Origin of the sequence: Chryseobacterium scophthalmum (assembly GCF_900143185.1) — a bacterium.
Lineage (GTDB): Bacteria > Bacteroidota > Bacteroidia > Flavobacteriales > Weeksellaceae > Chryseobacterium > Chryseobacterium scophthalmum.
On the sequence record NZ_FSRQ01000001.1, the window covers coordinates 1,981,115 to 2,004,663 of the forward strand.

Here is a 23,549-nt window from a genome sequence, read left to right on the forward strand (position 1 = left end):
ATGACTCAAAAAAACGTCTTTAAAAGAACTTCTTTTTTGTTCATCTTTCATAGTGTAAAAATAGAAAGATATAGAGCTATCTTCCCAATAAGTATTGTAGATGTATTTCGATATAGTTGTAGATATTTATCTACTACTATATTAACTTGAATGGAAAATAAGAATAAGACTAATGATAATTCTTGATTAGATCTGCCAAATCAACCACATTTTCGATATGCAGTTTATCAAAAATTCTTTTTTTGATTGTACTTATCGTATTTTGCTTTACGTTAAGATTATTTGCTATTTCGAGATTGCCATAGCCTTTTGCATACATCTCTGCAATTTCTAATTCTCTTTCAGTAAGCCTTTGTAGAGGATTTACAATATTTGGGTTATGTAAAGAATCGATGAGTACGCCCTGAGTAATTAAGGAAATATATTTTCCGGTTTGATGAATTTTGAGAATCGCTTCTTTTATTTCATTTTCTTCACTCAGCTTACTGAGAAATCCGTTTGCTCCTGCGTTTATATATTTAATAGACTGTGTACTTTCATCGACTCCTGAAAAAACGAGAATCTTAACTTCAGGTTTGATTCTTTTGATTTCAGAAATTATATTCAGGCTATTTCCGTCTGGGAAAATAGCATCTATTACAACAATTTCTATTTGCTGCATTTCAACAGTTTCTAAGACCTTCTGAAGTGTAGATGCATGAAAAACTTCACCATCAAAACCGATCTCTTCTATAAGAAATTCTATCCCTTGCCTTATGAGACTGTGATCATCAGCAAGTAAAAAATTAGCGGTTTTAGTATCTAAATTATTCATTTATTGACATTCAAATTAATTTTGAAACGCACTGTTGTACCTACATTTTGCTCACTGTCTACCGAGATATTCCCAGAATACAGCTCTACAATTTCCTTACATAAGCTCAATCCTAAACCTGCGCCTAAGTTTTCTACATCTTCCGAAAGAACTCCTTGGTAATAAGGTTCAAATATTTTTTCGAGATCAGATTTTGAAATTCCAACTCCGGTATCTTTTATTATCGTGGTTAAAGAAACTATATTTTCATCAACAGATTCTGCTTTGGTTATCACACGTATTTCTCCATTTTCGGTGAATTTATTGGCATTGGCAAGTATATTCATAAAAACCTGATTGATCTTTGTATTATCAGAATAAACCTCAATTTTCGGATCTATATTTTCTTCAACAATAAACTTATTATTTCTTGTTTCAATATAAGGTTCTATCGAATTTAAGATAGAGGTTACTTCATTTTTAAGATTAAAAACAACCGGTATTAACTGGTTTTCTACATGTTGATTTTTGGTATATTCTAAAATCTGATTGGCCTGCATCAATAAGGTATTATTGGTAAAACTGATCGACTTTAAATATTCTTTAATACTGTCATCATTCGTTTTTTTATTGATTTTTCTGATGAAAATTCCAATAATCTTCAACGGCGAACGCAGTTCATGACTCAACATTCCCAAAATTCTGTTTTTAAAATTAAGGTTCTCTTTAATCTGTTTGTTGGCTGCATTGAGTTGGTTTTCATATACAAATGCGATTCTGGTCAAATACATTATTAATATAGACACAATAAACATCAAAACCATTGCTCCCAAAATCAGATTCGTTCTAATCTTATTGTTTTCAGAATTTCGTAGAGCATATTCTTTTTCAAGATCAGCTTTAGAATCTTTGATCGCAAAATCATAAATATTCATCACCCCATTACTGTAAATAAGAAGTTTATTAAATATGGTATAAAATTTATTGTTATTATTTTGTTTTCCAATTACCTGCACCTGCATTTTCTTTATTTCTCCGGTATAATAGTTTTGAACAAGATTCATTACACTATCTACATCAGCTTTTATAGCAGTTGCTTCAGGGATCTTTCCTTGTTTCACGGTAATAATTGTACTCTCTTTACGTACGTTCTCTTTCCCGGATATTGCATCTCCCAAACGTCCGAAAAGACCTTTTTTCTTAACCGTATCAGCAATCGTTTTTGTTTCTACGTGAAAATCATATTTATCCAAATTATAATTGCTCTCATACTTTTTCAGCGAAGGTAAAGGAGTGGGAGCTTTGAAATTTGATTGGGTAGAATATTGATAAGTAGAATCAACCAAAAGCTTCAGGTTTTTACTGCCTAAAGAGTCTTTTTTTTGAAATGATAATATATTTTTTAATTTTGGAAATTTAGCTTCATAGCTATTAATGTTGTCTAAATTTGCGCCTAATTTGTCTAAAGATGCGAAATAAGAATCCAAGTACTTTTTGTCAGCATTTACAAGATATTGCTGAAGAGAATTTTGAGCGTTTAAAAGCTCTTTTCTGGAGTTATCTGTTAAGTTTTCAAGAGAATTTACTTCTTTTAACTGATTTTCAATGAATGCTAAATTCTTTCTATTTATAAATTCGTTATAAAAAAAGCCAGCAATGATAAGCTGTATCAATAAAATACAAAAGATAAGAGAGTAATGAACGACTTTTCTAAATCTAAAATTTAACGATTTCGGTTGGTTATCTTTTGACTTCATATACATGTATTTAAAGCTTCTTTTCACAATCAGTATTAGATTTAAACTCTTAGTTACAGACCGTAAAAATATTCTGGGATATTATTATTTGTTTAAAATGATATATTTCGAAAATCGAAAAAATCCCATTGCAACACTTACATTTTATTCTCTAAATTCTATAAAAGACTGTATTTTTTCCTTAAAAAAGATTAATAATAAGCAAAAGTAAGAAAAACGATTAAGACCGTTGCTATACAGTGATTTGTAAAATTATAGTCTAAGAATGGAATGCTCTGTCTTACCGGTTTTGGACTTGAAATGACAAGGTTTGGTTACTAATTCGTTACTTGTTGATAGCTTGTAATTTTGTGGTAACTGATTATAATTCAGTGTTTTGCATTTGTTTTCATAATCCCTTGTAACTCAATGTAATTTAATTTTAATCATTAAACATTTGAGTTATGGAACAGACAAAAAAGTCAACGTTCAAACTACTTTTCTATTTGAAAAAGAATGAACTGAAAAAGAATGGAAATGCCCCCATTATGGCACGTATTACCATTGACGGAACAGCTAAAACTTTGGGAACAAAGCTAGAAATCAATCCAAATAATTGGAATTTGAAATTTGGGAGAGTTGAGGGAAAAAGTTCAGTTGCTTTAAACATCAATCAAAAGTTGGATAACATTCGTGGGCGCATCGACAAGATTTATGAAGATATGCTGAAACACGAAGGTTTTGCTACATCACAAAAAGTGAAACTGTCATTTTTAGGTGTCGGCGTAATGAATGATGCCATTTTAAAAGTTTTTAACGAACAGAATTCAGAATTTAAAAATTTAGTCGATAAGGGAGAACGTGCAGAAAGCACCTACTACAAATACAATATTGTTTATACTCACCTTTCAGATTTCATAAGCCAACGATTTCATAGAGACGATATGGCTTTCCGTGAGTTAACTGGCGACTTTATCAGAGAATTTGATTTTTATCTTCGATATGATAAACAATGTAGCCACAACACGGTTTGGGTTTACACGATGCCAGTTTTAAGCTTAATTGAACTGGCGATGAAAAAAGGTTTGATACGTAACAGTCCTTTTGAGGATTACGAAATCAGTATGGAAGAAACCGATAGAGGTTATCTTCTGAAAGAGAATGTTGAAAAATTAATGAAGTGCAAACCATCGCATCCTCGATATGAGCTGGTAAAAGATTTGTTTATTTTCAGTTGTTTTACAGGGTTATCGTATGTAGATATTAAAAAACTGACCGTTAGAAATATCCAATCTTTTTTTGATGGTCATCAATGGATTATCAGCAGAAGAAAGAAGTCTGATGTTGCATCCAATGTTCGCTTAATGGATATTCCAAAACGAATAATTGAAAAATACCAAGGCACCTCACGCAATGAATTTATTTTTCCGGTTCCTGGCAATACAACTTGCAATAATCACATTAAAATATTAATGGAAGATGCCGAGATTATTACTGAACAGAAAGTTACCTTTCATACTGCGAGACATACATTTGGAACAATGTTTTTGACCGAAGGTGTGCCTTTGGAAAGTCTTAGTAAAATGATGGGGCATAAAAATATTGCTACTACACAGATTTATGCCAAAATCACAAGCCAAAAAATTAGCAAGGATATGGATTTGGTTGCGCCTAAATTTCTTGCTATGGAAGAAGCTTTTTCAACAACTATTTAAACCATTTTTATTTTATCATTAGGCAGAACTTAACGGTTCTGCTTTTTTTTGGGCTTTAATTTTAAAAGCAAAAGCACATTTACTCTCCTCTGCATATCCCAACGCTGTAAAAGAGCTTTCTGCTTCTTTTGAAACAGAAAATTGAAAAATGCAATTCCCTTTCTCATCCCCTCGTCGATTTCATTTTTCAATTCCCTGTCGCAGGCTTTCTTAGCCTGTATTTAGTTCCAAAAAAAAATTATTAGAAAATGATTTTCCATAAGCAACCGGTAAAAAGGCAGCTAAGGTATAGCGGGCTGCCACCGCCCCTGTCCAACCAAAAGACTACGGCATAATGGCAAGGCAAAATGATGGCTTCGCCGAGTGGTAGTGTGTTGCCTTGCCACCCTTCGGGACTTATTCCGTTTCCTTTTGGTTTTTCGCTTAGCCCGCTAAGATTATCTGCTTTCTTTTTTCCGGTTTTTCTTTTGGAAAAATTATTTGAGAAGCGAAGCGAAACAAACCACTACGATTGCAGGAAACGAGAAAAGTGAACCTAACAAAAATGTACAACTTTTTAAAAATTATGGTTATGAACATCATTGGAAGACTGACAAAAGATGCGGAAGTACGCACATTGTCAAATGAAAAACAGGTAGTGAATTTTTCTGTAGCAACCAACGAAAGCTACAAAAACAAGCAAGGCGACCGCATAGAACAAACAACCTATTTCGATTGCGCTTATTGGATTTCTGCAAAGGTAGCCACACTACTCACCAAGGGTAAATTGGTTGAACTCACAGGCAGAGTAAGCACAAGAGCGTGGATAGGAAAAGACGGAGAAGCGCATTCTGGGTTAAACTTTCATACCTCGCAAATCAAACTGCACGGAGGTGGCAGGAAAACCGAAACCGTGCAAGTTACTGGAGAAGGAAAAACGGATGACCTTCCATTTTAATCAAGTATACAAATCATTTTTTAACATCAAAATTTTATCAAAATGGCACACAACATTAATTTCAACGAGAGAACAGGACGTTATTCATTTTTTAGCGTTCAGCAAAAAGCGTGGCACGGTTTAGGGCAAATCGTGGAGCAATTCCCAACCAGTGAAGAAGCGATTAAATACGCTGGATTAGACTATGAAGTCGTAAAATCCCCAATTTTCACTAAAAATTCGGGCATTATCGAAACTGCAAGCGGTATCGAAATAGGCAGTAGCGAATTGGAAGTACCTAATTATTTTGCCAACATACGAACCGATAACAATGCCGTTTTGGGTGTAGTTGGTAAAGATTATCACATTGTACAAAACCGTGAAGCTTTTAATTTCTTTGATGCTATTGTAGGCGGTGGCGAAGGTATTCTGTACGAAACCGCAGGCGCATTGGGCAACGGAGAACGTATTTTTATTACAGCTAAATTACCCGATTATATTCGTGTTGGCAATGGCGATGATGTTACGGAAAAGTATATTTTTCTAACCACTTCGCACGATGGTAGCGGAAGCATTACAGCCGCATTTACACCTATCCGTATTGTTTGTCAAAATACCTTAAATGCTTCATTGCGAAATATGACCAATGTAGTCCGCATCAAACACACATCGGGAGCAAAACAGCGTATCGAGAATGCCCACAAGATTATGGGATTGGCAAACACATTAAGCAATCAATTAGAGCGCATTTTCAACGATTGGGCAAAAGTAAAGGTAACAGACCAAGAAGTAAAAAAGCTAATTCAATTGGCACTTTGTCCGAACAAGGAAACTTTTGATTTGCTTAAAAAAGGTGCAGAAGATGAAATTTCAACCCTCTTTAAAAATACGGTTGATGATGCTTTTGCCTATGCAATGATAAGTGACACACAGCAAATGGAAACAACCAAAGGCACATTGTTCGGAGCGTACAACGCTGTTACAGGCTACTATCAGAATGTAAGAAATTACAAAAACGATGAAGCCAAATTGCAGAGTATTGTATTGGGCGGAACTGCCCAACTAAAATCGCAGAAAGCATTTGAATTGTGTACTGCATTTGCTTTAGACGGTGCGGAAATTTTAAATCTTAATTAATTAATAACAGGCTACCGCTTTAATCGGTGGTAGCCTACTAAAAATAAAAGTTATGGCAAATTGGTGCAATAATACGGTTGTTTTTGAGGGAAAACCTGAAGCAATCGAACAGATACAGCAGCTTTTCCAAATGATGAAAAGCAAAGAAGAAAAAGAAAAACAAGGGCAATTGCCCGATTTTGTTCCCGACACAAACGGCGGTTATTTCTTCAATATTTATTGGAATGAAAGCGATGAAGGCGTTTTTCAATATGAAACAAAATGGTCGCCTAATCTTGAAATTATTCAAAAGATAGCAAAACAGTACAAAGTAAATTTCATACAGGATTATGAAGAACTGGGCAATATGGTCTATGGCAGGGCAACATTTTCTGACGGGATTGTCACAGATATTTATTTGGAAGATGAAGATTTTGCCAATTATCATTATGACGAAGAAACCGACAATTATCATTTTGAAGGCGAAATTTATGAGAGTGATTATGAAATTTTGGAAACTCTTTTAGACCGAAAAATTTCCAAGAGCAATATTTAAAATTTACGATTAAATCGGTTCAGCAAAAAAGACACTTCCTTCCTTTGGTCGGAAATGTCTTTTTGCATTCAATAAAGATGCAACCCGTTTGATGAAAATGTTTGCTCCGCCATTTTATCAAACCAGTTGCGAGTTTTTTGCGTGGGATATTCGTTATCCCATTCTTTAATTTTGGATTGACTTCTTTTCTTTTCACATAGCGACCAAAGAAAAGAAGCAAAAGAACATCGCCAATTAAGCTTTGTCTATATTTCTATTTGATTAAATTTGAAATCTGTCAAAATAATTAAAATCGCAAATTCAAAGAATGATAGAAACTCAAATTTCAATAACCGTTAACCGAAAATCCGATATTGCTTTATTGGAGCAGAAAATTATCGAAAACCAGTTTCAATTTCCTGTTTACATTCGGGAATATGAATTTAGCTATCAAATAAATTTTACGAGCGATTATGAAGAATGGGAATTGGATACAGCAATTCTCAGTAGTTTTCCGGGCTATGAATTTACTACAGATTTGGAAAGAGGACGAAAGGAAATCAGAATTCAAATAAGCCGTTACCAGTCTGAATTGTCTACTGACGGTTGGGGAAGACGGATTGAAAACCCTTTGAACGAAACGAAATATCTTATAAAAACATCTATAAACAAAGCGGAAGATTTCAATCCTAAAATTAAAGTTTTGTTTGAAGACCAAGAGCAATTTTACCATATCAATATTGTAGATGGCATCAATACAGCTACCGATGAAAAAGGTTTCTTGTTGTTAGATGATTTTAAAACGAACAATGAAAGTAAAAGCGCAGAAATTTTGCCAGATAGACTTTATAAATCTCGCCAAGAAGCTTTCCAGTGGGGATTTGATAAAATATCCGATGTTGTGGAAAATGATTTTACTCTTTACCTTGAAAACAAAAAGAAAGAAATTAGAGAAATACAAAAGTTGCCCCGCAAAATTATCAGGGAATTTATAAAGGCGTGTAATAATTCTGATGAAGATAATATCGTAAAGCAACTTGATGAAGATATAATTTTCGAGGTACGCAAGCATTGGAAAACTATTTTTGAAACCAGAGGAATTCCAAAATTCAAAGAATACCTTAGTTCCTCCGAACAAGAATTAAGCGGTAAGGATTTTAAAATCAGGTCATTGTGGAGTTTTAAATTGCCTTATGTAATGATTGGCGTGAAATATTTTCCTGCTTCTACAGAACTAGAAAAACAACCTTTTCAAAAATTTGAACAGATGAATTTTGTATTAGAAAATAATAAAATTACCAGTATTATCTATGAAATTTAATTTGTTTAAAATCATCATTCGGTGGCGTTTTTAATAGCTTTTTTAAAAATATCTGCATCACTGCCAATTAATAAATAGCTTACAAAACCAATACCCAAAAGACTTTTCGCTACTTTTTCAGCATCAATATCGCTATGGGCAATCAGTTTTATTGTGGGATGAAGTGAAGTTAAATATTGTAGTTGCTCCAGTACATTTTTGTCGTAAAAATTGAGGTCAACAATGCAAACTTGCGGAAGTTTTTTTAATGCCGATAATTCATTTAAAGCATTTGGAAAAGTTTCAGACCGAAACAGAATTTCTATTCCTGAAGAAAGAAGTTCGTTGCAAATCAAATCTAAAATCGGGCTTTTATCATTGATAAAGGCAAGGGAAGTTTTTTGTTGTGCAGTACCAGTTTTCATATCATACCTTTTTAGGTTGATGTAGCCCTGCAAAAAAATAAAGCGCAGGCAACTACACTTACCGACATTGAGGCACTGGTATACCCGACAACGAATAAGCGAGCGCCCACGCCTATCACGTGAGCGTTCCTACTTATTTGTCCCGTTGTCTTAAAAATTACCAGTTTTCAATGTGGGACTTAAAGCAAAAACACTTTAAGTATTTCTATGTTTTAGATAGCAAAGATACTAAAGTCGTTCTGATAGAAGCATAGCTAGAAGAAAATTTATTATAAACAATGTTTGCCTTTGGCTATATAGTTCTGTTCCAAGACAGTTAGAATATCACTTTCCTTGTAAATAATCTTGCCACCAATTTGTATAAATGGTAAAATATTATCATCGCGATATTGTTGTAAGGTTCTTTTGCTGATGTGAAGTATTCTGCACAAATCATCGCCTGAGAGATAAATTTCGCCATTCATTACAGGACGATAATTTTTTAGTATGACTTCGATATAGCTTCTCAACTGCATTATCATTTGCTGATGGGCAATTATTTCTTCGGTTTCATTCGTTAGTAAATCCATTTTCGTTGGTATTGTAAGATTGTCGAGCTTCAAGCAAAGCCTGCACATCCGAGAGTTTGTAATAGTTTTTGCGGTTTAATTTGGAATATGGCAATAGCCCTTTGTCCTTATAAGTCTGTAAAGTTCGTTTGGTAATGTTCATCATCAGACATACTTCCTGGTTATCGAGCCATTTTTCTGCTTTGAAAATCTGAATGTATTTTGTGGTAGCATTTTCTGTCAGTTCCAAAAGTGATTTTAACTCATTGTTTATTCTATCTAATGCAGATTTTTGTATTGCGATAACTTCCATAGCTTGCTTCATTTTTCTTTGGAAGTCGAATTTATAGAGGCTTATTATGGGATTAGGAAAGATTGTATTGGTTGGCTTTGAAAGGCTGTATTTGGCTTTGAAACAGCAATTTGATAGGAATTAATTTTGTAGATTTGGAGAAAATAAATCCTATTGATTATTATGCAAAATAGGCATTGTTTATATGTTGGTATTAATTGCAAGTGTAACAAAACAATACGTAATAAGAAACTATGAATAGAAAACTTACGACAAATTCAAGATTAGTCAATGAATTATTTGCTAATTATATCAGTACGTTTGCTGCATTCTGCGAATTATTAAATAACTCTATTCAAGCCAAGAGTAAAAATATTTGGATTGAAATTGACTATACTTTAGAAACTGAAATACATCCTCTTTTAATCAAAAAAATCTCTGTAAAAGATGACGGTAATGGAGTTCATATGTCTGACATTGAAAGGAAACTATTGGACATTGGAACGGCAAATAAAGATGGTGGTAAAGGAATTGGAAGATTTGCAAGTTTTCAAATCGGTCAAGAAATTGAAATTGAAACTATTGGATATTCACAAGAAGATAAGACATTTACTGAAACATATATCCCGTTATCATTCAATAGTTTTGGGAAAAACATCAATGTTTCTGAAATTGAATTAGCTACAAAAGAAAATATCTTAGAAGGAAATAATCATAATACTTTTTACAAGGTAACAATTTCCAGTTTGTACCCACATTCAACCACAGAAAATGAACCAAAAAAGAAAATTATTGACAAATTTCTTAAAGACAATCTTTCAGATGCAATTTTTGAGAGATACCCCTTAAAGATTTTTAATAAAGAAGTTACATTTCACATAAACGGTAAAGCTTTAAATCCTACTGATTTTGTAATAGATAATCCGATTAAAATAGCTAAAACTTATACAGACACAAAAGGTAAAGAACATAAAGTTCTTTTTGACTTTATGCAAATTAAGAAAATGGATAAAATCAAAGTCTTTTTAACAGCGCAAAATGCGGGTCTGAATACTATAGCGGGAAGTTTAGAATATGATGCAAGTTGGTTGAGCCCAAAAATTGGAGGATGGTTTATTTATGTGTCTTCCTCTACATTATCATCTGACATTTACAGAAATATAGATTTAGATGACTTAGACCCTGATTGGAGAAAAGTAAGAGAATTTATTAAAGATAAACTGAACACATTTTTTAAAGACAGAAATTTTGAATTTGACAATTTTTCCGACAATCTTAAAAATGATGATTTTTATCCATACAAAGAGAGGGCAAGCTCTAAATCAAAAGTTATCCTGTTTGATAAATTAGCCTATTTAGTAGAAGATAAATACCATATCTTAAAAGACAATAATCAGTTAAGAGAAATTATTTATCCCCTTATTGATAGAACAATATCAAATGGAGAATTAAATAACATTTTACGAAGTGTTCTAAAATTAAATAACAAAATGATATCTAAATTTTCCGATTTATTGGAAAAAACCGATTTAGATAATATTGTTGAGTTTTCAGATAAAGTTGCTTCAAAGATTGAAGATATTGAATTCCTCGAAAAATTGGTATATAGCGAAATATCAAAAAATGTAAAAGAGCGAAAAGAATTACATAAATTTTTAGAAAAAATGTTATGGGTTTTTGGAGAAGAATATTCAGAAAGCACTAAACTTTTGTCTGATAAGAATTTAGAAAAAAATTTAACTCAATTAAGACAAGACTGTTTAATGTTTAAGCCCTCAAAAGATGGAGATAATATTAATGTTATTGATGAAAAACCAGTAAAATCAATTACTGACCTTTTTATGTATAATGAAAGAGTTTTAGATGCTAAAAGAAGAGAAGTTTTAGTTGTTGAACTAAAAGCACCCAAAGTAAAAATAAGCCCTAAAGAAATAGAACAAGTAATGAAGTATGCCAGAGAAATTGAAAAACTTGACGCCTCAAGCTCCAATATTCATTATAAAATTTTGTTGATTAGCTCAAAAATAAATTCCGATGCTGAATTCCAAATAAAAGGTAATCAAAGAAATGAAGACAACCCCTATTTCTACTTCAGAAATGAAAATAAAAATATTGAAATATGGATTATGAAATGGTCTGATTTGTTAGAAAATGTAAAAAGGAAGCTAAAGTATATGTCAGCAATTTTAAATACTAAAGATATCGATGTTCAAGAAAAGGCAGAGAAAGACTTCGCAGATATTGAGTTTAATAAAGTGAGTTCCTCTTTAAAAAGAGTTGCGATGTAAAATGGAAACGAATACAATTATATTAAAAAAATCGGGTAACCGTTTCGTTATCCGATTTTAAAAGAATTATAGTGAGAATAATTATCAACGCTCTACAGGCTGTTCCGTTTTAACCTCAGTTTGTTTTTTCTCTTTCTTCATTTGCCAATGCGACCAAATAGAAAGTATGCCGATAATAATCAAAGCATAGGCAAGCCATTTGCCAATACGCTCTATAAAACGTGTAAATACTGATGCCTCAAAGCTGGAAAACCCTTCGGCTCCAACAGCATTACGCCTGTAAAATTTTCTGCGACTTATCCAATAAACAAGCCCTATTCCGATAACAAGCGGAATAATACCAAGTACTAACTGAGCCGTAACCGCATCCATAAAAATTCAAATTAGGTTATCTAAATTTAAGAAAAAAAATAATTTACGAAAAGTAAAAAAGCAAAAAACCGACCTTTAAAGTCGGTTTTTACATTCAATTACTATGCTGTTAATCACTGCTATTAAACTGAAAAGTCAGTTGCTTTTCATTCCCAAAACTATCCGAAATCCACACATCAAAAGATTGCGAAACGGCAGAGGCAGATGTGTAATACAACCTGAATTGCTCTGTTGGTAACAGATACAAATCGTTCGGCAAGTATGGCGTTTCATCATAATAACGTAGCGAACCTTGCCCATCAAATTGAAAATAGCGGAGATAGTATTGCGTGTTGCTGTAATTTCCTGTTCGTTGTATGGTAACACGTATTTCCACCGTTTGTCCATTGGCAACATCTTTCGGAACCGGCATTACTTTTACCTCAAAAGGAAAATTGTTCTGTATTTCGAGGTCGTCATCTTTCCTGCAAGATACCAAAGAAACCGAAGCTGTAAGGATTGCCAGCATTAGATATACCGGCAATAATCCTATTCTGAATTTATTGAATATTGTTATCATTTTTCTGTTTTTAAAAGTTAAACCTTAATCCCACACCAGCAGACGGACGGAACTGCTCTAAGTCTGTGCCCCAAAAGACTTTTGTACGTCCTTGCAACACTAATACAAACCGGTCTGACAAATACGTTTCAAAAGTTATTCTTCCGCCAGCTCCGTAGATGAAATTGTCTTCGCTCAAAATTTTTGCACCGTCATACAATATCGCTTCGCCACGGTTGATGCTTTCGTAACCGACCACGCCTGTTATTCCTAAATTAATCGTGATATTTTTTCGGGCATCGCCTAATAAAAATAAGCTGTAACCACCTTCTGCAGTAAACGTTTCCTGCGGTATGCGAACATTTTTGTAGTCGTGGTATTGGTGTGTATATTCCAAAGCCCAAAGCTGGTAATTACCGTTTTTACCGTTCACGGTCATTCCGATGTTGAGGTAATAATCATTGCCTATTTTATCTTTGGACAAAATACCTGCATTCAGTTCAATTCCTTTTTGCTTCGGGAGCATTCTTTGCGCTTGTGCAACCGTGATGCCTACTAAAACGAGCATTACGGTGTAGATATATTTTTTCATATCATTGTTTTAAAAGGTTATTAAAATTTCAGGTGCATATCATTTATCAATCGGGCTTTTATCAAATCCGAATTTTCTATCTGAAGCGTTTGATGTCTGCCACCGTTTTTCTCGAAAATTTCAATCAGTAAAATTTTGTCATCATCAATGGTAAACTGGTCTAGCAAAAACACGTTTTGCTCGATTGCCTTCCCGCCAATTTCATCCAAAGGTTTGTAGGTTCTAAGCGGTATCATTGGTCTTTCCTGCACTACGGTACGCTTTGCTATTTTTTTATCTACGACTTTGAAATTCACAAAATCTATCTGGAAAGGAACATTGGTACGGTTTCTCAATTCTGTATGGAAATAATATTTGCCGTTGTGAATGTAAATTCCTTTCAAAATAAACTGGATGCCGAAACTTTTAGCACCAATATGTTTTACAATGCGTTTGTCCATATTGTAAATGGTTTCCAAAAGCAAACCTGCCAATGACGGAGAATTATTACCCAATTCTTCAAAAAGTACATCGTTTCCATTCGCTTTATCCACTGCTTTTTGCATTGTTAAAAGGTCATAGCTTAATACTTCGGGATAAGAACTGTAATACACATTGAAACTGTAAAAACGACCATCATTTGTGATTACGGAAAAATTGGTTTCAGGCTCGAAAGCTCTTACCGATGCTTTTACACGCAGTACGTTTTCTGCATCTTCTGCTTTTCCTGCGATTAAGTATTCGCTACCCAAATCCACATAACGAATAGCGCTTGGGAAAATCAGATGCGAAGTTTTATCGTAAGTAACTTCCATTTTGTAAGGTTCTATCTTGCCGAGTTCAAGCGGTGTTCTGATGCTGTCTTGCGCATAAGAATGCACGGCCAAGCCCAATATCAGGGCAATAGCCCAAAAGGTTTTTATGTATTTTTTCATCTTATTTAATATTTATTTTTAATTGTGATGAAGCTTGTCTAGGACAGGTTTCATTTTTTATAAATTTTAATTGAACATTATTTTTTAGATACCAAAAAGACTTGATGTCCAGCTTTTAAAGTAACTTTTGGTGCTCTCACTTTTTTAGCGAAATAACCCGAAATACCCTGAACTGCGCTTTTGCTGAGGTCGGAAGCAATTTGTTGTCCCGTTGAAGAATTCATACTAAAGCTTGAACCGGTAGCGTTGCCCATATTGGCAACAATATCTGTAATGGCACTTCGTTCGGGAGAATTGGGTACGTTCAATCCTTGTTGTCCATCCAAATCATAAATGGTTATCTCAACAGGAATAATGTTACCTTCTAATTCTATGGAAGTTACTTTTAGCTGTAATCTGCCATTCTGAAATTTAGCATTTGCCGTTACAATAGTTCCTTTCGGAATAGTTCTTTGTGGTGTTTGTGCCGTTTCCAACAATCGTAAACGTACGCCAGTTTCGCCTGTTACCGTCTGTGCATCGTGTACACAGGCTTTGATACTATTTTTCGGTTGAACTACTTGTTCTTTAGACCCTGCGGTAAAAAATCCACGGTTTTTAATTTCGCTCCAGTCTGCGGAAAAGGCACTGTCTGATGGTTCTCGATACAAAGCAGAAACGGTATTTTTTCTTGCCGGTGCAAATGCTACAAAATGCTCTTTTTCTGATGCGGATGTTGTTTGGTTTGATGCATTGTCAGGAGCAGCATTTCCCGTATTTGTATTTTGAGGAAGATATTTTGCTGCCATTTGATAGGATTTTTCCATCAACGCCAATTGGTCATCAACTGTGGTAGCACGAGGAACATCTCTTTCCGCGAGCCTGTCTCTCAATTCGTCTACCTGCCTGCGAAGTTGCATCGTTTCTGAATTATCATTTTGATAAAATGAACCCAATGTATTTTGCGCATTTTGGTAACTATTGAGTGCAGGATTAGCAGATTTATCTTTACCCAAAACATTACTTTCCTCTTCTTGAGATAAGCTTTCTTCACTACTTTGCGTGCTGTCTGTATTCCAATAATCGGCAAGCGTAGTAAGGGCATTTCTTTTTGCCTGCTCTTGCTTTTCCAGCATTTCCTGTTCATACGCTTTTTGTTTGTCAGATTGCATTCCGGCATCAGTTGCTTGCGGAACGGCATCATTCAAACCGAGATTTTCGATTTCATCCTTATCCGAAGACGGTTTAAATATCAAATACATACAGCCGATAAAAACAATACCCATTAAAACAAATATGAGCGGCTTTTTGAGTTTATCCATTTTATTCTGATTGCCTTCGTGAAGCAAATCAGCGTTGTCTTTCGGGTTTCCTTCTGTTACCCGAACCACAGACTTTTTGTTATCATTTTCTTTCATAAAACTGATTTTTTAGAATTGTTGATACTGTGTCCCGCAATTTTGCAGGACTTTCATCTTTTTTGAGGACAGGATTTTCGATATGCTCGATGACCATACCGTTTTCGGACTTTGAAGTGTCGTACCAAACTTTGCCAATCACAAATGCTGTTAACACCAGATAGCCTATAAAAAAATAAAGGGTATATTGATGTTGTTTTCGCATTGGTAATTTCTGCCAGCGTTCATCGACCTTGTCAAAGTATCTGTCCAGATTTGCTCTTATTTTTTTCATAACCTTTGGTTTTTATTTTTCGATGACTTCTACATCTTTATTTTCGATGACTGCAAACTTTTCGATATTGAAGCCTTGCGGATTATTATCCGAGCGAACCGAGTTTACAAGGAAGCAGGAAGTTATCAGATTACGTCTGGTTACATTGCTGGAACGGATGATGAATTGCTTGGCATACGTTTGAACCGCATAAGGATGTCTGTCGAAGTTGCACACCACGCTGTCTACTTCTATGCGCTGTTGCACATTTCCCGAAATGATACGGTTGTAGTAGCCTTTTTCCGATAGGTCATTGTAATAATCAAAGGCACTTTTATCGGCAAGGTTGAATGCCCTTTTCATATTGCTTTCGATTGCATTTTTATCGGGAGCCAACGTGAAAAACAATTCGTGAAAACGCCTGACGTGTTCTCTTGCTTCCACAGGGCGATTGATACTTGCGTCTTGCGATAAGGCAAGCATCAAAGATTTACCCTTATCCAATACATATATTTTCTGGCGTTGCTCTTCTGCAAAGCGATAGGACTGCCATACGGCAAATCCTACCACGCCAATGCAGAGAACGGCAAACATAATGGCATACAATCGTATCTGCCGAAAGCTGTTTTCTATATTTCTTAGCGTTTTAAATTCCATTTTTTTATTGATTATGGGTTAAATTATTTGAGTAATTGACCGCTAATGTTTCCTACGGTAGAACCGGCTCCTGCTCCTGCGAGATTTCCAGCTTTCATTGCCGTTTGGTTTACATTTCGTGTAAAGTTTCCTGCCCCACCGGCTTGGATAATCCATCCTGTAACTGTTGGAATAGTAAAATATCCCACAATACCGATAATCATAAAAATGATGTAAACAGTATTGGAAGTATCAGGAATGAAAGTTGGGTCGGACAACATTTCTATATCCCGTTCCAAAATCAACGATTGTATTCTTGCCAGCATAGAACTGAATAAATCTGAAACTGGTAACCATAGATAAACACTAACGTATCTTGTAATCCATTGCGTAAGTGTGGATTGAAAACCATCCCAGACAGAAATCGCAAAAGCGATGGGTCCGAGTATTGATAGCACAATCAGGAAAAATGTCCTTATGGTATCTATAACCAATGCGGCTGCCTGAAAAAGGACTTCCAACAAATTGCGGAACCAGTCTTTGATAGCTTTTTCTATCTGATATGCCTGCCTGTCCATATACATTCCCGCCATTGTTCCAATGTCGGATGGCGACCATCCCAATTCGTCCAGCTTTTTGTCAAACTCTTCATCCGATACCATAAAAGCGGTTTCAGGATTTCTGACCATCGCTTCATATTCCAATTGGTCTTTTTGCTGTTGCAGTTTGTTGAGGTCAAGCACTTGGTTTTCAAGAATTGAGTGCGTTCCTGTAACAACAGGACTTAAAACCGCATTGATGGTTCCCAACACGATAGTTGGGAAAAACATAATGCAAAGTCCCAAAGCGAACGGTCGCAACAATGGAAACACATCTATGGGTTCGGCACGGCTCAATGCCTGCCAAACTTTTAGTGCTACATAAAACAAAGCACCCAATCCTGCGAGACCTTTTGCTACTGCTGCCATATCTGCCGCAAGCGGCATCATATCATCGTATAGCGAACGAAGAACTTCGTGAAGATTATTCCATTCCATAGCTTACCAGTATTTTTGGTTGGGAGTTCCATAAAGGTCAAGCACTCTTTTGGCATCGTTTTTCTTCTTTGCTCTGAGATAGCTTACAGATATGTTTTTGTTGGTGTAGTAGCGAACCAAGCTGTGATAGTCTTTTACTTCTTTGTACACACGGTCTATTACTTCCATACGTTCCTTGTCATTCAGGGATAGACTGGATGCAGATACAATCTGTTTTAGTTCTTTCAAAAGTTCAGTACTTTCATTCAAAAGTGCGGAATATCCATTGCCAATGGCTACCAATTCTTGTGGTGTGAAATTCGGGTCGTTCATCATTTTGCCGAAATTCTGAACATACATTTCCGAAACATCGCCCACTAAAAGAACCGTCTGCTGAACTTTACGAGCATCTTTAACCAAATTGTTTACTGCCTTTAGCTTATCGTAATATTCCTTACCCTGCTCATACACTTTCTTTACTTCATTGAAGTTTTTAATCACGTTGCTTACCGTGGAAGAAGTCTGCACGATTTCATTCGCACTGTTAAGAATTCCTGAAGCCAGATTTGCAGGGTCTGTTACTACAAATTGTGCTTTTGCTGACGGTGCTACGGCTAACATTAGTGCCGTACACACCAAATACATTAATTTTTTCATTTTTTTAAATTTTTAAAATGTTATAGATTATTGATTTACTTTATCACGTCGCTGCATTGCGATGTGCTTGATGGCGAGTTCTACATTGTCATCCAATTCAGAAGCGAGTTGCATCACTTCTAATTTTTCGGTTTCTTCGGTGGTGTAAGCGAGATACTCCTCTAGGCTAACTTCGGTGGCATAAACTGCCGAGTGCGTACCACCTAATCCTATCCAAACCTCTTTGTACAGACGGCTGATGTCATTGTTCATATTGATAGAAAGTACTTGCCCTTTCTCTTTATCCGTCAGTCCCAACATTGCCTGTATATCATCGAACTTGTTCATATACTTGCGTTGGTCTAAAAGGATTTTACAGTCTGAATTATTGATGATACTTTCTTTCACGATAGGCGATTGAATGATGTCATCAACTTCCTGCGTAACGACGATGGCTTCTCCGAAGAATTTACGGACGGTTTTAAACAAATACTTGATGTATTCTGCCATTCCTTCTTTGGCAATCGCTTTCCACGCTTCTTCAATCAGTATGAGTTTTCGAATACCTTTAAGTCTTCTCATTTTATTAATGAAAACTTCCATAATAATGATGGTTACCACGGGAAAGAGGATTTTATGGTCTTTAATCGCATCAATTTCAAACACGATAAAACGTTTTGTAAGAAGGTCTAACTGTTTGTCAGAATTGAGCAAATAATCATATTCGCCACCTTTGTAATAAGGTTCCAACACGTTGAGAAAATTGGCAATATCAAAGTCTTTTTCCCTGACTTCTTTTCTTTCTAATACCTTGCGGTAATCGCCTTTTACATATTCGTAAAAACCGTTGAAAGACGGGAAATCATCAGTGGTTTTTATCCGTTCGATATATCCGCTTACGGCATTAGAAAGGGCAACTTCTTCCGAACGAGTTGGTGGTTCATCATCACGTTTCCAAAGGGTCAGTATCAAAGTCTTGATACTTTCACGCTTCTCAATGTCAAAAACGCCATCATCTGTGTAGAAAGGATTAAATGCAATCGGATTATCTTCGGTATAAGTGAAATAAACGCCGTCTTCGCCTTTGGTTTTACCTTTGATAAGTTCGCATAAACCTTGATAAGAATTACCCGTATCCACCAGCAAAACGTGAGCGCCTTGCTCGTAATACTGCCGTACCATATGGTTTGTAAAGAAGGATTTTCCGCTTCCCGAAGGACCGAGGATAAACTTGTTACGGTTGGTAATAATTCCACGTTTCATAGGTAAATCCGAAATATCCAAATGAATAGGTTTGCCGGTCAATCGGTCAGCCATTTTTATCCCGAATGGCGAAGGCGAATTGTGGTAATTGGTTTCTTCCGTAAAAAAGCACAATGCTGGTTCAATGAAGGTGTAAAAACTTTCCTCACTCGGAAAATCGGCAGCGTTGCCCGGCATTCCTGCCCAATACAAAGTAGCTACATCAGTAGTGTTATGGCGTGGTTTACATTCCATCAATGCCAAGGCACTTCCGCAATCATTTTTCAACTGCTTTAGTTCAGCTGGGTCATCTGACCACGCCATAATATTGAAATGCGCACGAATAGAAGCCAGCCCGAAACTGTGAGCCTCGTTCAGATATTTTTCTATCCATTCTTTGTTAATTTGATTGGCACGGCTGTACCTTGCCAAAGAGTGCATATTCCTTGCAGATTTCTCAAACTTTTGCAGGTTGTCTTCACTGTTATCCAAAAACAAATATTGGTTGTAGATATGATTGCAGCTGAGCATCAAACCTACTGGGGCAGCAAAAGACAGTCGGCAATCACTTCGGTCGGTAGATAATTTTTCGTAACGGGTATCAATTGAAACTGCTCCTGGCAAATCATCGGTGTCCGACAAAGTATGAAGGCTTAATCTTTTATTACCGATACGAACCTCTTCGGAACCGAGAGCGATGTCCTGCATTGGCGTACCTACTTCTCTTGAAAGTGTTAGATACTGTTCTAACAAGCCTTGCTTTTCATCTGTTCCGATGATGTCATCTTCAGTTAGGCGTTGCAGGCTTACAAATCCGCTATCGTTTACAATCCTCTCAAACTGTGAAACTGCTTCCATAAATCGGTGTATCGCTTCTTTATCCCTAATTTCTTTCGGGATAAGAGAACCTTTGCAAAGCGAGCTGAAGTTGCTTTGCATACGCATTCTTTCCTTGCTCGTTTTGGTAAGGAACAAATAGCAATAGTGATTTAAAAAAGGTCTTTCGTTGAAATGCCGTTGATAGGATTTTGCCAAAAAACTTTGGTTTTCTTCTGTCAAATCTGGCGCATAATTTTCCTTGATATACCAATCCTGTTTGTGAACCACCGTGAAATCTGGTAAGGTTTTAATCGCCTTGTGCCAAGCGGAATGAATGGCTTCGTATTCTGCCGCTGCTACCGTGAAGAGTTCCGGCAATCGCACTTCAAAACAGGCAGTAATGTCTGCATCTTTTGAAAGGATGCAGTTGTTTTCTACTGCTAACAAAGGAAATTTGTTTTCCAATGTGGTTGTTTTTGCTACATTTCTCATACGATATTTTGTTTAGGATTGAATTTCAGATAGCGGTGCACGAGCTTGCGGCAGATGATGTATTTGGGATGTCTTTTTTTTGCCCCGATTTTCATTAATCCGTGTTCGCCGTATTTTCTGTTGAGCGAAAAGGTTTGCCACACTATCAGCGAAGAACCGCCCGCACCAAGAAACAGACAGAAGTAAGAGTTTACACCTGCCATATACAGTATCATTACGAGAATAAGCGTACCCAGTAATCCGCCTGCGAAAATGAACAGATACTGTGCTTTCAGCCCTTTAAATTCCACCGTTCTTCCGATGCCTTTGTTGATATTGTAATTCATAAGGCTTGGGATTATAGGAAGAATGAACGCAGGATAGTAGCCGCCACAATCAAGAAGATACACGCACCAAACCACGAAGCTGCCGTTTTGCTTGTGTCGGGGTCGCCCGAACTAAACTTGTTGTACACTTTAACGCCGCCTATTAACCCTACGACTGCACCGATAGCGTAAATCAATTGAGTTGCGGGGTCGAAATAAGAAGTTACCATTTGCGTAGCCTCGTTGATGCCGCCCACACCGTTTCCCTGTGCGAACGCACCAATTCCTGACAGCATAGCCACGGCTGCCAGCAAAACTTTTTTTCTTTGTTTTTCCATAATTGAAACACATTAATTTGTTACTGTTTTCCCGCACCTTGCGGACTTTCGGGACAAAGGTGTTTCAGAAATTAAAGCGTTGTAAGAAAGTGGCAATGAGAGGAATTGTTTGGCGGTGGGTGGCATCCAAAACGTAGAAAAGTATTATATTAGTTGTTTTGAAAATCTTAATTTAAAAACGCAAATTTTAAATGTACATATCTAAAGTCAGCCTTGTCAATTATAGAAATTTTGTTAATGCATATTTCAATTTCAATAAAGGAATAAACACCGTTATAGGTGAAAATGGTTCAGGAAAAACCAACGTTTTTAAAGCAATCAGATTGCTTTTGGAAGATGCTTCTCTTCAGTTTGCCTATAAACTAACTGAGGGTGATTTTAATAGAACTTTAGACAAAGGAAGATGGAAAGGTCATTGGATTATAATCAGCATAGAATTTGATGAACTGAATGATGAAGAAGCCATTCAATCATTATTCATACACGGAACCGGTATTGCCGAAGCGGACTATGTAGAAAAAGCTACTTACAATCTTTTTTTTCGCCCAAAAGCAGACATCAGACAAAAACTTTCTGAGTTAGCGGAAGGCGACAAAGCAGGATTACAAGCTATCCTTGATGATATTAACATTTTAGATAACTATGAAACGTTTTTTACAGGGAAAAGTACAGCGGATTTTAACGACCCTGATGTGTATAAAGAACTTGTAGGTGATTTTGAAAATGTCATTTTTCCTTCTGCTATTGATGCGTCAAAATTTGGTTCCAAAATTCCTCATCAGCTATCTGTTGCAAAAGAAGTTTCATTTACTTTTATACAGGCACTAAGAGATGTTGTAAGTGATTTCCATAATAACAGAACCAATCCGTTACTCACCCTTTTAAAAAATAAAAGTGGCGAAATAAAAGATGCTGATTACCAGCCTATCAGCGATTTAGTAAAAGAATTGAATGAAAGCATTGAAGCACTTCCAGATGTACAGACTATCCGTGATGATATTAAAACAACAATTCAAGATGCTGTTGGGCTTACCTATTCTCCCTCATCATTATCTATAAAATCTAGTGTTCCTGATGAAGCGGAAAAACTGCTCCAATCCTTGAAATTATTTATTGGAGAACCAGGAGAAGAATATGAAGGCGGTATCCACGAGTTAAGCTTGGGAGGTGCTAATCTTATTTTCCTGACCTTAAAACTTTTGGAATTTAAATATCGAAAATCAAAAGATACATTCGCAAATTTCTTAATTATAGAGGAGCCAGAGGCTCATATTCATAATCACATTCAAAAAACATTATTCGACAAATTAGATTATGGTGATACTCAAATCATATATTCAACCCATTCTACGCAAATATCTGAAGTCAGTAATGTAGAAAACATAAACATCTTAGCTAAAAAACTAAATTATGCAGAGGTTTATCAGCCTTCTACAGACTTGGGGGCAGAAAACATCAATCAGGTACAACGTTACTTGGATGCGGTAAGAACCAACTTGCTCTTTGCTAAAGGTGTGATTTTGGTAGAAGGCGATGCCGAAGAAATTCTAATCCCAATTATAGTAAAGAAAGTTTTGGGGATAAGCTTGGACGAGTTGGGAATAAGTTTGATAAACATTAGAAGCACTGGGTTTGAAAATGTTGCGCAACTTTTCCATAATGACAGGATACAACGTAAATGTGCTATCCTCACAGATTTAGATGATGCTATCTGCGATACTACTGAAAATGCTGGCGACAGTGATGCTTTGAAAAAGTATAAGAAAAAAGTAGCCGGTTCTAAGCAAAAAGGGCTGGAAAGAAAAACAAAATTAGATGCATTTGAAGCAGGTAATACGTGGGTCAAAGCATTTTATGCGAAGCACACTTTTGAAGTAGATTTTATTTCAGAAGGAAACGCTTGGGAAGTGGAGAGGATTATTAAAAAAGTCTATATTGACCCAGCAACACGTACGCAAGCAAAAACGGATATCGAAAGTGCCGATGTGGCTATTTATGGTAAGCGGGTGCTTACAATGGCAAAACAGGAAGGAAAAGGTTGGTTTGCAATTATGCTAGGCAAACATATTTCTTATAAAACTGAAATCCCAGCTTACATTCTTGATGCTATCCTTTTTGCAAAAGAAACCTATTCTTCAAACATAGTTGCAGACATTATCCAATATAGAATGAATAAACATTTTGAAGCTGATAATGCCCTCGATTTTACAAGTTGTAAAGCGGAACTTTTGAAATATAGAAATGGAACAAATAAATTGGAAGACTTAGCTTTTGACTTTGACCTTGTACTGCCAGACGACCAAATTTTAATACTAATAGATAAACTGAAGTAGTT

At 35.8% G+C, this 23,549-nt stretch carries 24 protein-coding genes; 7 read left to right on the plus strand and 17 right to left on the minus strand.

Translation table 11 applies throughout. The annotated features are described in order from the left end of the window. Window positions 1–169 precede the first annotated feature (169 nt). Both BUR17_RS08950 and BUR17_RS08955 read right to left on the minus strand, forming a co-directional pair. Entirely contained in the window at window positions 170–814 is a 645-nt protein-coding gene (locus BUR17_RS08950) for a response regulator (RefSeq protein WP_074229950.1), read from the minus strand. Beyond that, the gene (locus tag BUR17_RS08955; protein WP_074230270.1) at window positions 811–2,550 is read right to left on the minus strand and encodes a sensor histidine kinase; all 1,740 of its coding nucleotides are present in this window, start codon (window positions 2,548–2,550) and stop codon (window positions 811–813) included. Before BUR17_RS08955 ends, BUR17_RS08950 begins: the two co-directional genes overlap by 4 nt. Before the next feature lie 443 nt (window positions 2,551–2,993). Between BUR17_RS08955 and BUR17_RS08960 the strand changes: the two genes are divergently transcribed. From BUR17_RS08960 to BUR17_RS08980, 5 genes are all read left to right on the plus strand, one after another. After that, window positions 2,994–4,244 carry a site-specific integrase gene (locus BUR17_RS08960; protein WP_074229951.1) on the plus strand — a complete coding sequence of 417 codons (1,251 nt, stop codon included), beginning with the start codon at window positions 2,994–2,996 and terminating at the stop codon, window positions 4,242–4,244. 571 nt (window positions 4,245–4,815) lie between these two features. After that, window positions 4,816–5,181, plus strand: a complete 366-nt coding sequence (locus BUR17_RS08965) for a single-stranded DNA-binding protein (protein ID WP_074230271.1) — start codon at window positions 4,816–4,818, stop codon at window positions 5,179–5,181. Window positions 5,182–5,223: 42 nt separating this feature from the next. Further along, window positions 5,224–6,297 carry a DUF932 domain-containing protein gene (locus BUR17_RS08970; protein WP_074229952.1) on the plus strand — a complete coding sequence of 358 codons (1,074 nt, stop codon included), beginning with the start codon at window positions 5,224–5,226 and terminating at the stop codon, window positions 6,295–6,297. A 52-nt stretch (window positions 6,298–6,349) separates the two neighbouring features. Continuing rightward, window positions 6,350–6,832: a DUF1281 family ferredoxin-like fold protein gene (locus BUR17_RS08975; protein ID WP_074229953.1), complete on the plus strand. Its 483-nt coding sequence runs from the start codon at window positions 6,350–6,352 to the stop codon at window positions 6,830–6,832. Between the two features lie 307 nt (window positions 6,833–7,139). Beyond that, window positions 7,140–8,132: a hypothetical protein gene (locus BUR17_RS08980; RefSeq protein ID WP_074229954.1), complete on the plus strand. Its 993-nt coding sequence runs from the start codon at window positions 7,140–7,142 to the stop codon at window positions 8,130–8,132. A 14-nt stretch (window positions 8,133–8,146) separates the two neighbouring features. Here the strand turns inward: BUR17_RS08980 and BUR17_RS08985 are convergent, their stop codons facing one another. The 3 genes from BUR17_RS08985 to BUR17_RS08995 all read right to left on the minus strand — a co-directional run bounded on the left by BUR17_RS08985 (window position 8,147) and on the right by BUR17_RS08995 (window position 9,397). After that, window positions 8,147–8,536 (minus strand): response regulator transcription factor, encoded by a 390-nt coding sequence (locus BUR17_RS08985; protein WP_074229955.1) that lies wholly within the window; start codon window positions 8,534–8,536, stop codon window positions 8,147–8,149. Window positions 8,537–8,805: 269 nt separating this feature from the next. Then, on the minus strand, window positions 8,806–9,105 hold the full coding sequence (locus tag BUR17_RS08990; RefSeq protein ID WP_074229956.1) for a helix-turn-helix domain-containing protein: 300 nt from the start codon (window positions 9,103–9,105) through the stop codon (window positions 8,806–8,808). Continuing rightward, window positions 9,086–9,397 (minus strand): helix-turn-helix domain-containing protein, encoded by a 312-nt coding sequence (locus BUR17_RS08995; RefSeq protein WP_074230272.1) that lies wholly within the window; start codon window positions 9,395–9,397, stop codon window positions 9,086–9,088. Before BUR17_RS08995 ends, BUR17_RS08990 begins: the two co-directional genes overlap by 20 nt. Before the next feature lie 233 nt (window positions 9,398–9,630). Here BUR17_RS08995 and BUR17_RS09000 point away from each other — a divergent pair, with 233 nt between their 5' ends. Continuing rightward, window positions 9,631–11,664: an ATP-binding protein gene (locus BUR17_RS09000; protein WP_074229957.1), complete on the plus strand. Its 2,034-nt coding sequence runs from the start codon at window positions 9,631–9,633 to the stop codon at window positions 11,662–11,664. 84 nt (window positions 11,665–11,748) lie between these two features. Here the strand turns inward: BUR17_RS09000 and BUR17_RS09005 are convergent, their stop codons facing one another. The 12 genes from BUR17_RS09005 to BUR17_RS09060 form a co-directional block, all read right to left on the minus strand. Continuing rightward, entirely contained in the window at window positions 11,749–12,036 is a 288-nt protein-coding gene (locus tag BUR17_RS09005; protein ID WP_074229958.1) for a molybdenum ABC transporter permease, read from the minus strand. A 109-nt stretch (window positions 12,037–12,145) separates the two neighbouring features. Continuing rightward, the gene (locus BUR17_RS09010; protein ID WP_074229959.1) at window positions 12,146–12,595 is read right to left on the minus strand and encodes a DUF3872 domain-containing protein; all 450 of its coding nucleotides are present in this window, start codon (window positions 12,593–12,595) and stop codon (window positions 12,146–12,148) included. Between the two features lie 10 nt (window positions 12,596–12,605). Next, window positions 12,606–13,166, minus strand: a complete 561-nt coding sequence (locus BUR17_RS09015) for a conjugal transfer protein TraO (protein WP_074229960.1) — start codon at window positions 13,164–13,166, stop codon at window positions 12,606–12,608. A 20-nt stretch (window positions 13,167–13,186) separates the two neighbouring features. Next, on the minus strand, window positions 13,187–14,080 hold the full coding sequence (gene traN, locus BUR17_RS09020; protein WP_074229961.1) for a conjugative transposon protein TraN: 894 nt from the start codon (window positions 14,078–14,080) through the stop codon (window positions 13,187–13,189). Window positions 14,081–14,157: 77 nt separating this feature from the next. After that, complete coding sequence (traM, locus tag BUR17_RS09025) at window positions 14,158–15,477, minus strand: conjugative transposon protein TraM (protein ID WP_074229962.1); 1,320 nt, start codon at window positions 15,475–15,477, stop codon at window positions 14,158–14,160. Next, window positions 15,464–15,751 carry a nitrogen regulatory IIA protein gene (locus BUR17_RS09030; RefSeq protein ID WP_074229963.1) on the minus strand — a complete coding sequence of 96 codons (288 nt, stop codon included), beginning with the start codon at window positions 15,749–15,751 and terminating at the stop codon, window positions 15,464–15,466. The genes traM and BUR17_RS09030 overlap by 14 nt, the downstream gene beginning before the upstream one ends. 12 nt (window positions 15,752–15,763) lie before the next feature. Next, on the minus strand, window positions 15,764–16,387 hold the full coding sequence (gene traK, locus BUR17_RS09035; RefSeq protein ID WP_074229964.1) for a conjugative transposon protein TraK: 624 nt from the start codon (window positions 16,385–16,387) through the stop codon (window positions 15,764–15,766). 23 nt (window positions 16,388–16,410) lie between these two features. Next, window positions 16,411–17,403, minus strand: a complete 993-nt coding sequence (gene traJ, locus BUR17_RS09040; protein WP_074229965.1) for a conjugative transposon protein TraJ — start codon at window positions 17,401–17,403, stop codon at window positions 16,411–16,413. A 3-nt stretch (window positions 17,404–17,406) separates the two neighbouring features. After that, complete coding sequence (locus tag BUR17_RS09045; protein ID WP_074229966.1) at window positions 17,407–18,039, minus strand: DUF4141 domain-containing protein; 633 nt, start codon at window positions 18,037–18,039, stop codon at window positions 17,407–17,409. A gap of 27 nt (window positions 18,040–18,066) precedes the next feature. Further along, entirely contained in the window at window positions 18,067–20,571 is a 2,505-nt protein-coding gene (locus tag BUR17_RS09050) for a TraG family conjugative transposon ATPase (RefSeq protein ID WP_074229967.1), read from the minus strand. After that, a complete protein-coding gene (locus BUR17_RS09055; RefSeq protein WP_074229968.1) occupies window positions 20,568–20,897 on the minus strand; it encodes a DUF4133 domain-containing protein in 330 nt (109 codons plus the stop codon). Before BUR17_RS09055 ends, BUR17_RS09050 begins: the two co-directional genes overlap by 4 nt. Window positions 20,898–20,908: 11 nt before the next feature. Then, complete coding sequence (locus BUR17_RS09060) at window positions 20,909–21,214, minus strand: DUF4134 domain-containing protein (RefSeq protein WP_074229969.1); 306 nt, start codon at window positions 21,212–21,214, stop codon at window positions 20,909–20,911. Window positions 21,215–21,405: 191 nt separating this feature from the next. Here BUR17_RS09060 and BUR17_RS09065 point away from each other — a divergent pair, with 191 nt between their 5' ends. Continuing rightward, the gene (locus BUR17_RS09065) at window positions 21,406–23,547 is read left to right on the plus strand and encodes an ATP-dependent nuclease (RefSeq protein WP_074229970.1); all 2,142 of its coding nucleotides are present in this window, start codon (window positions 21,406–21,408) and stop codon (window positions 23,545–23,547) included. Window positions 23,548–23,549 lie beyond the last annotated feature (2 nt).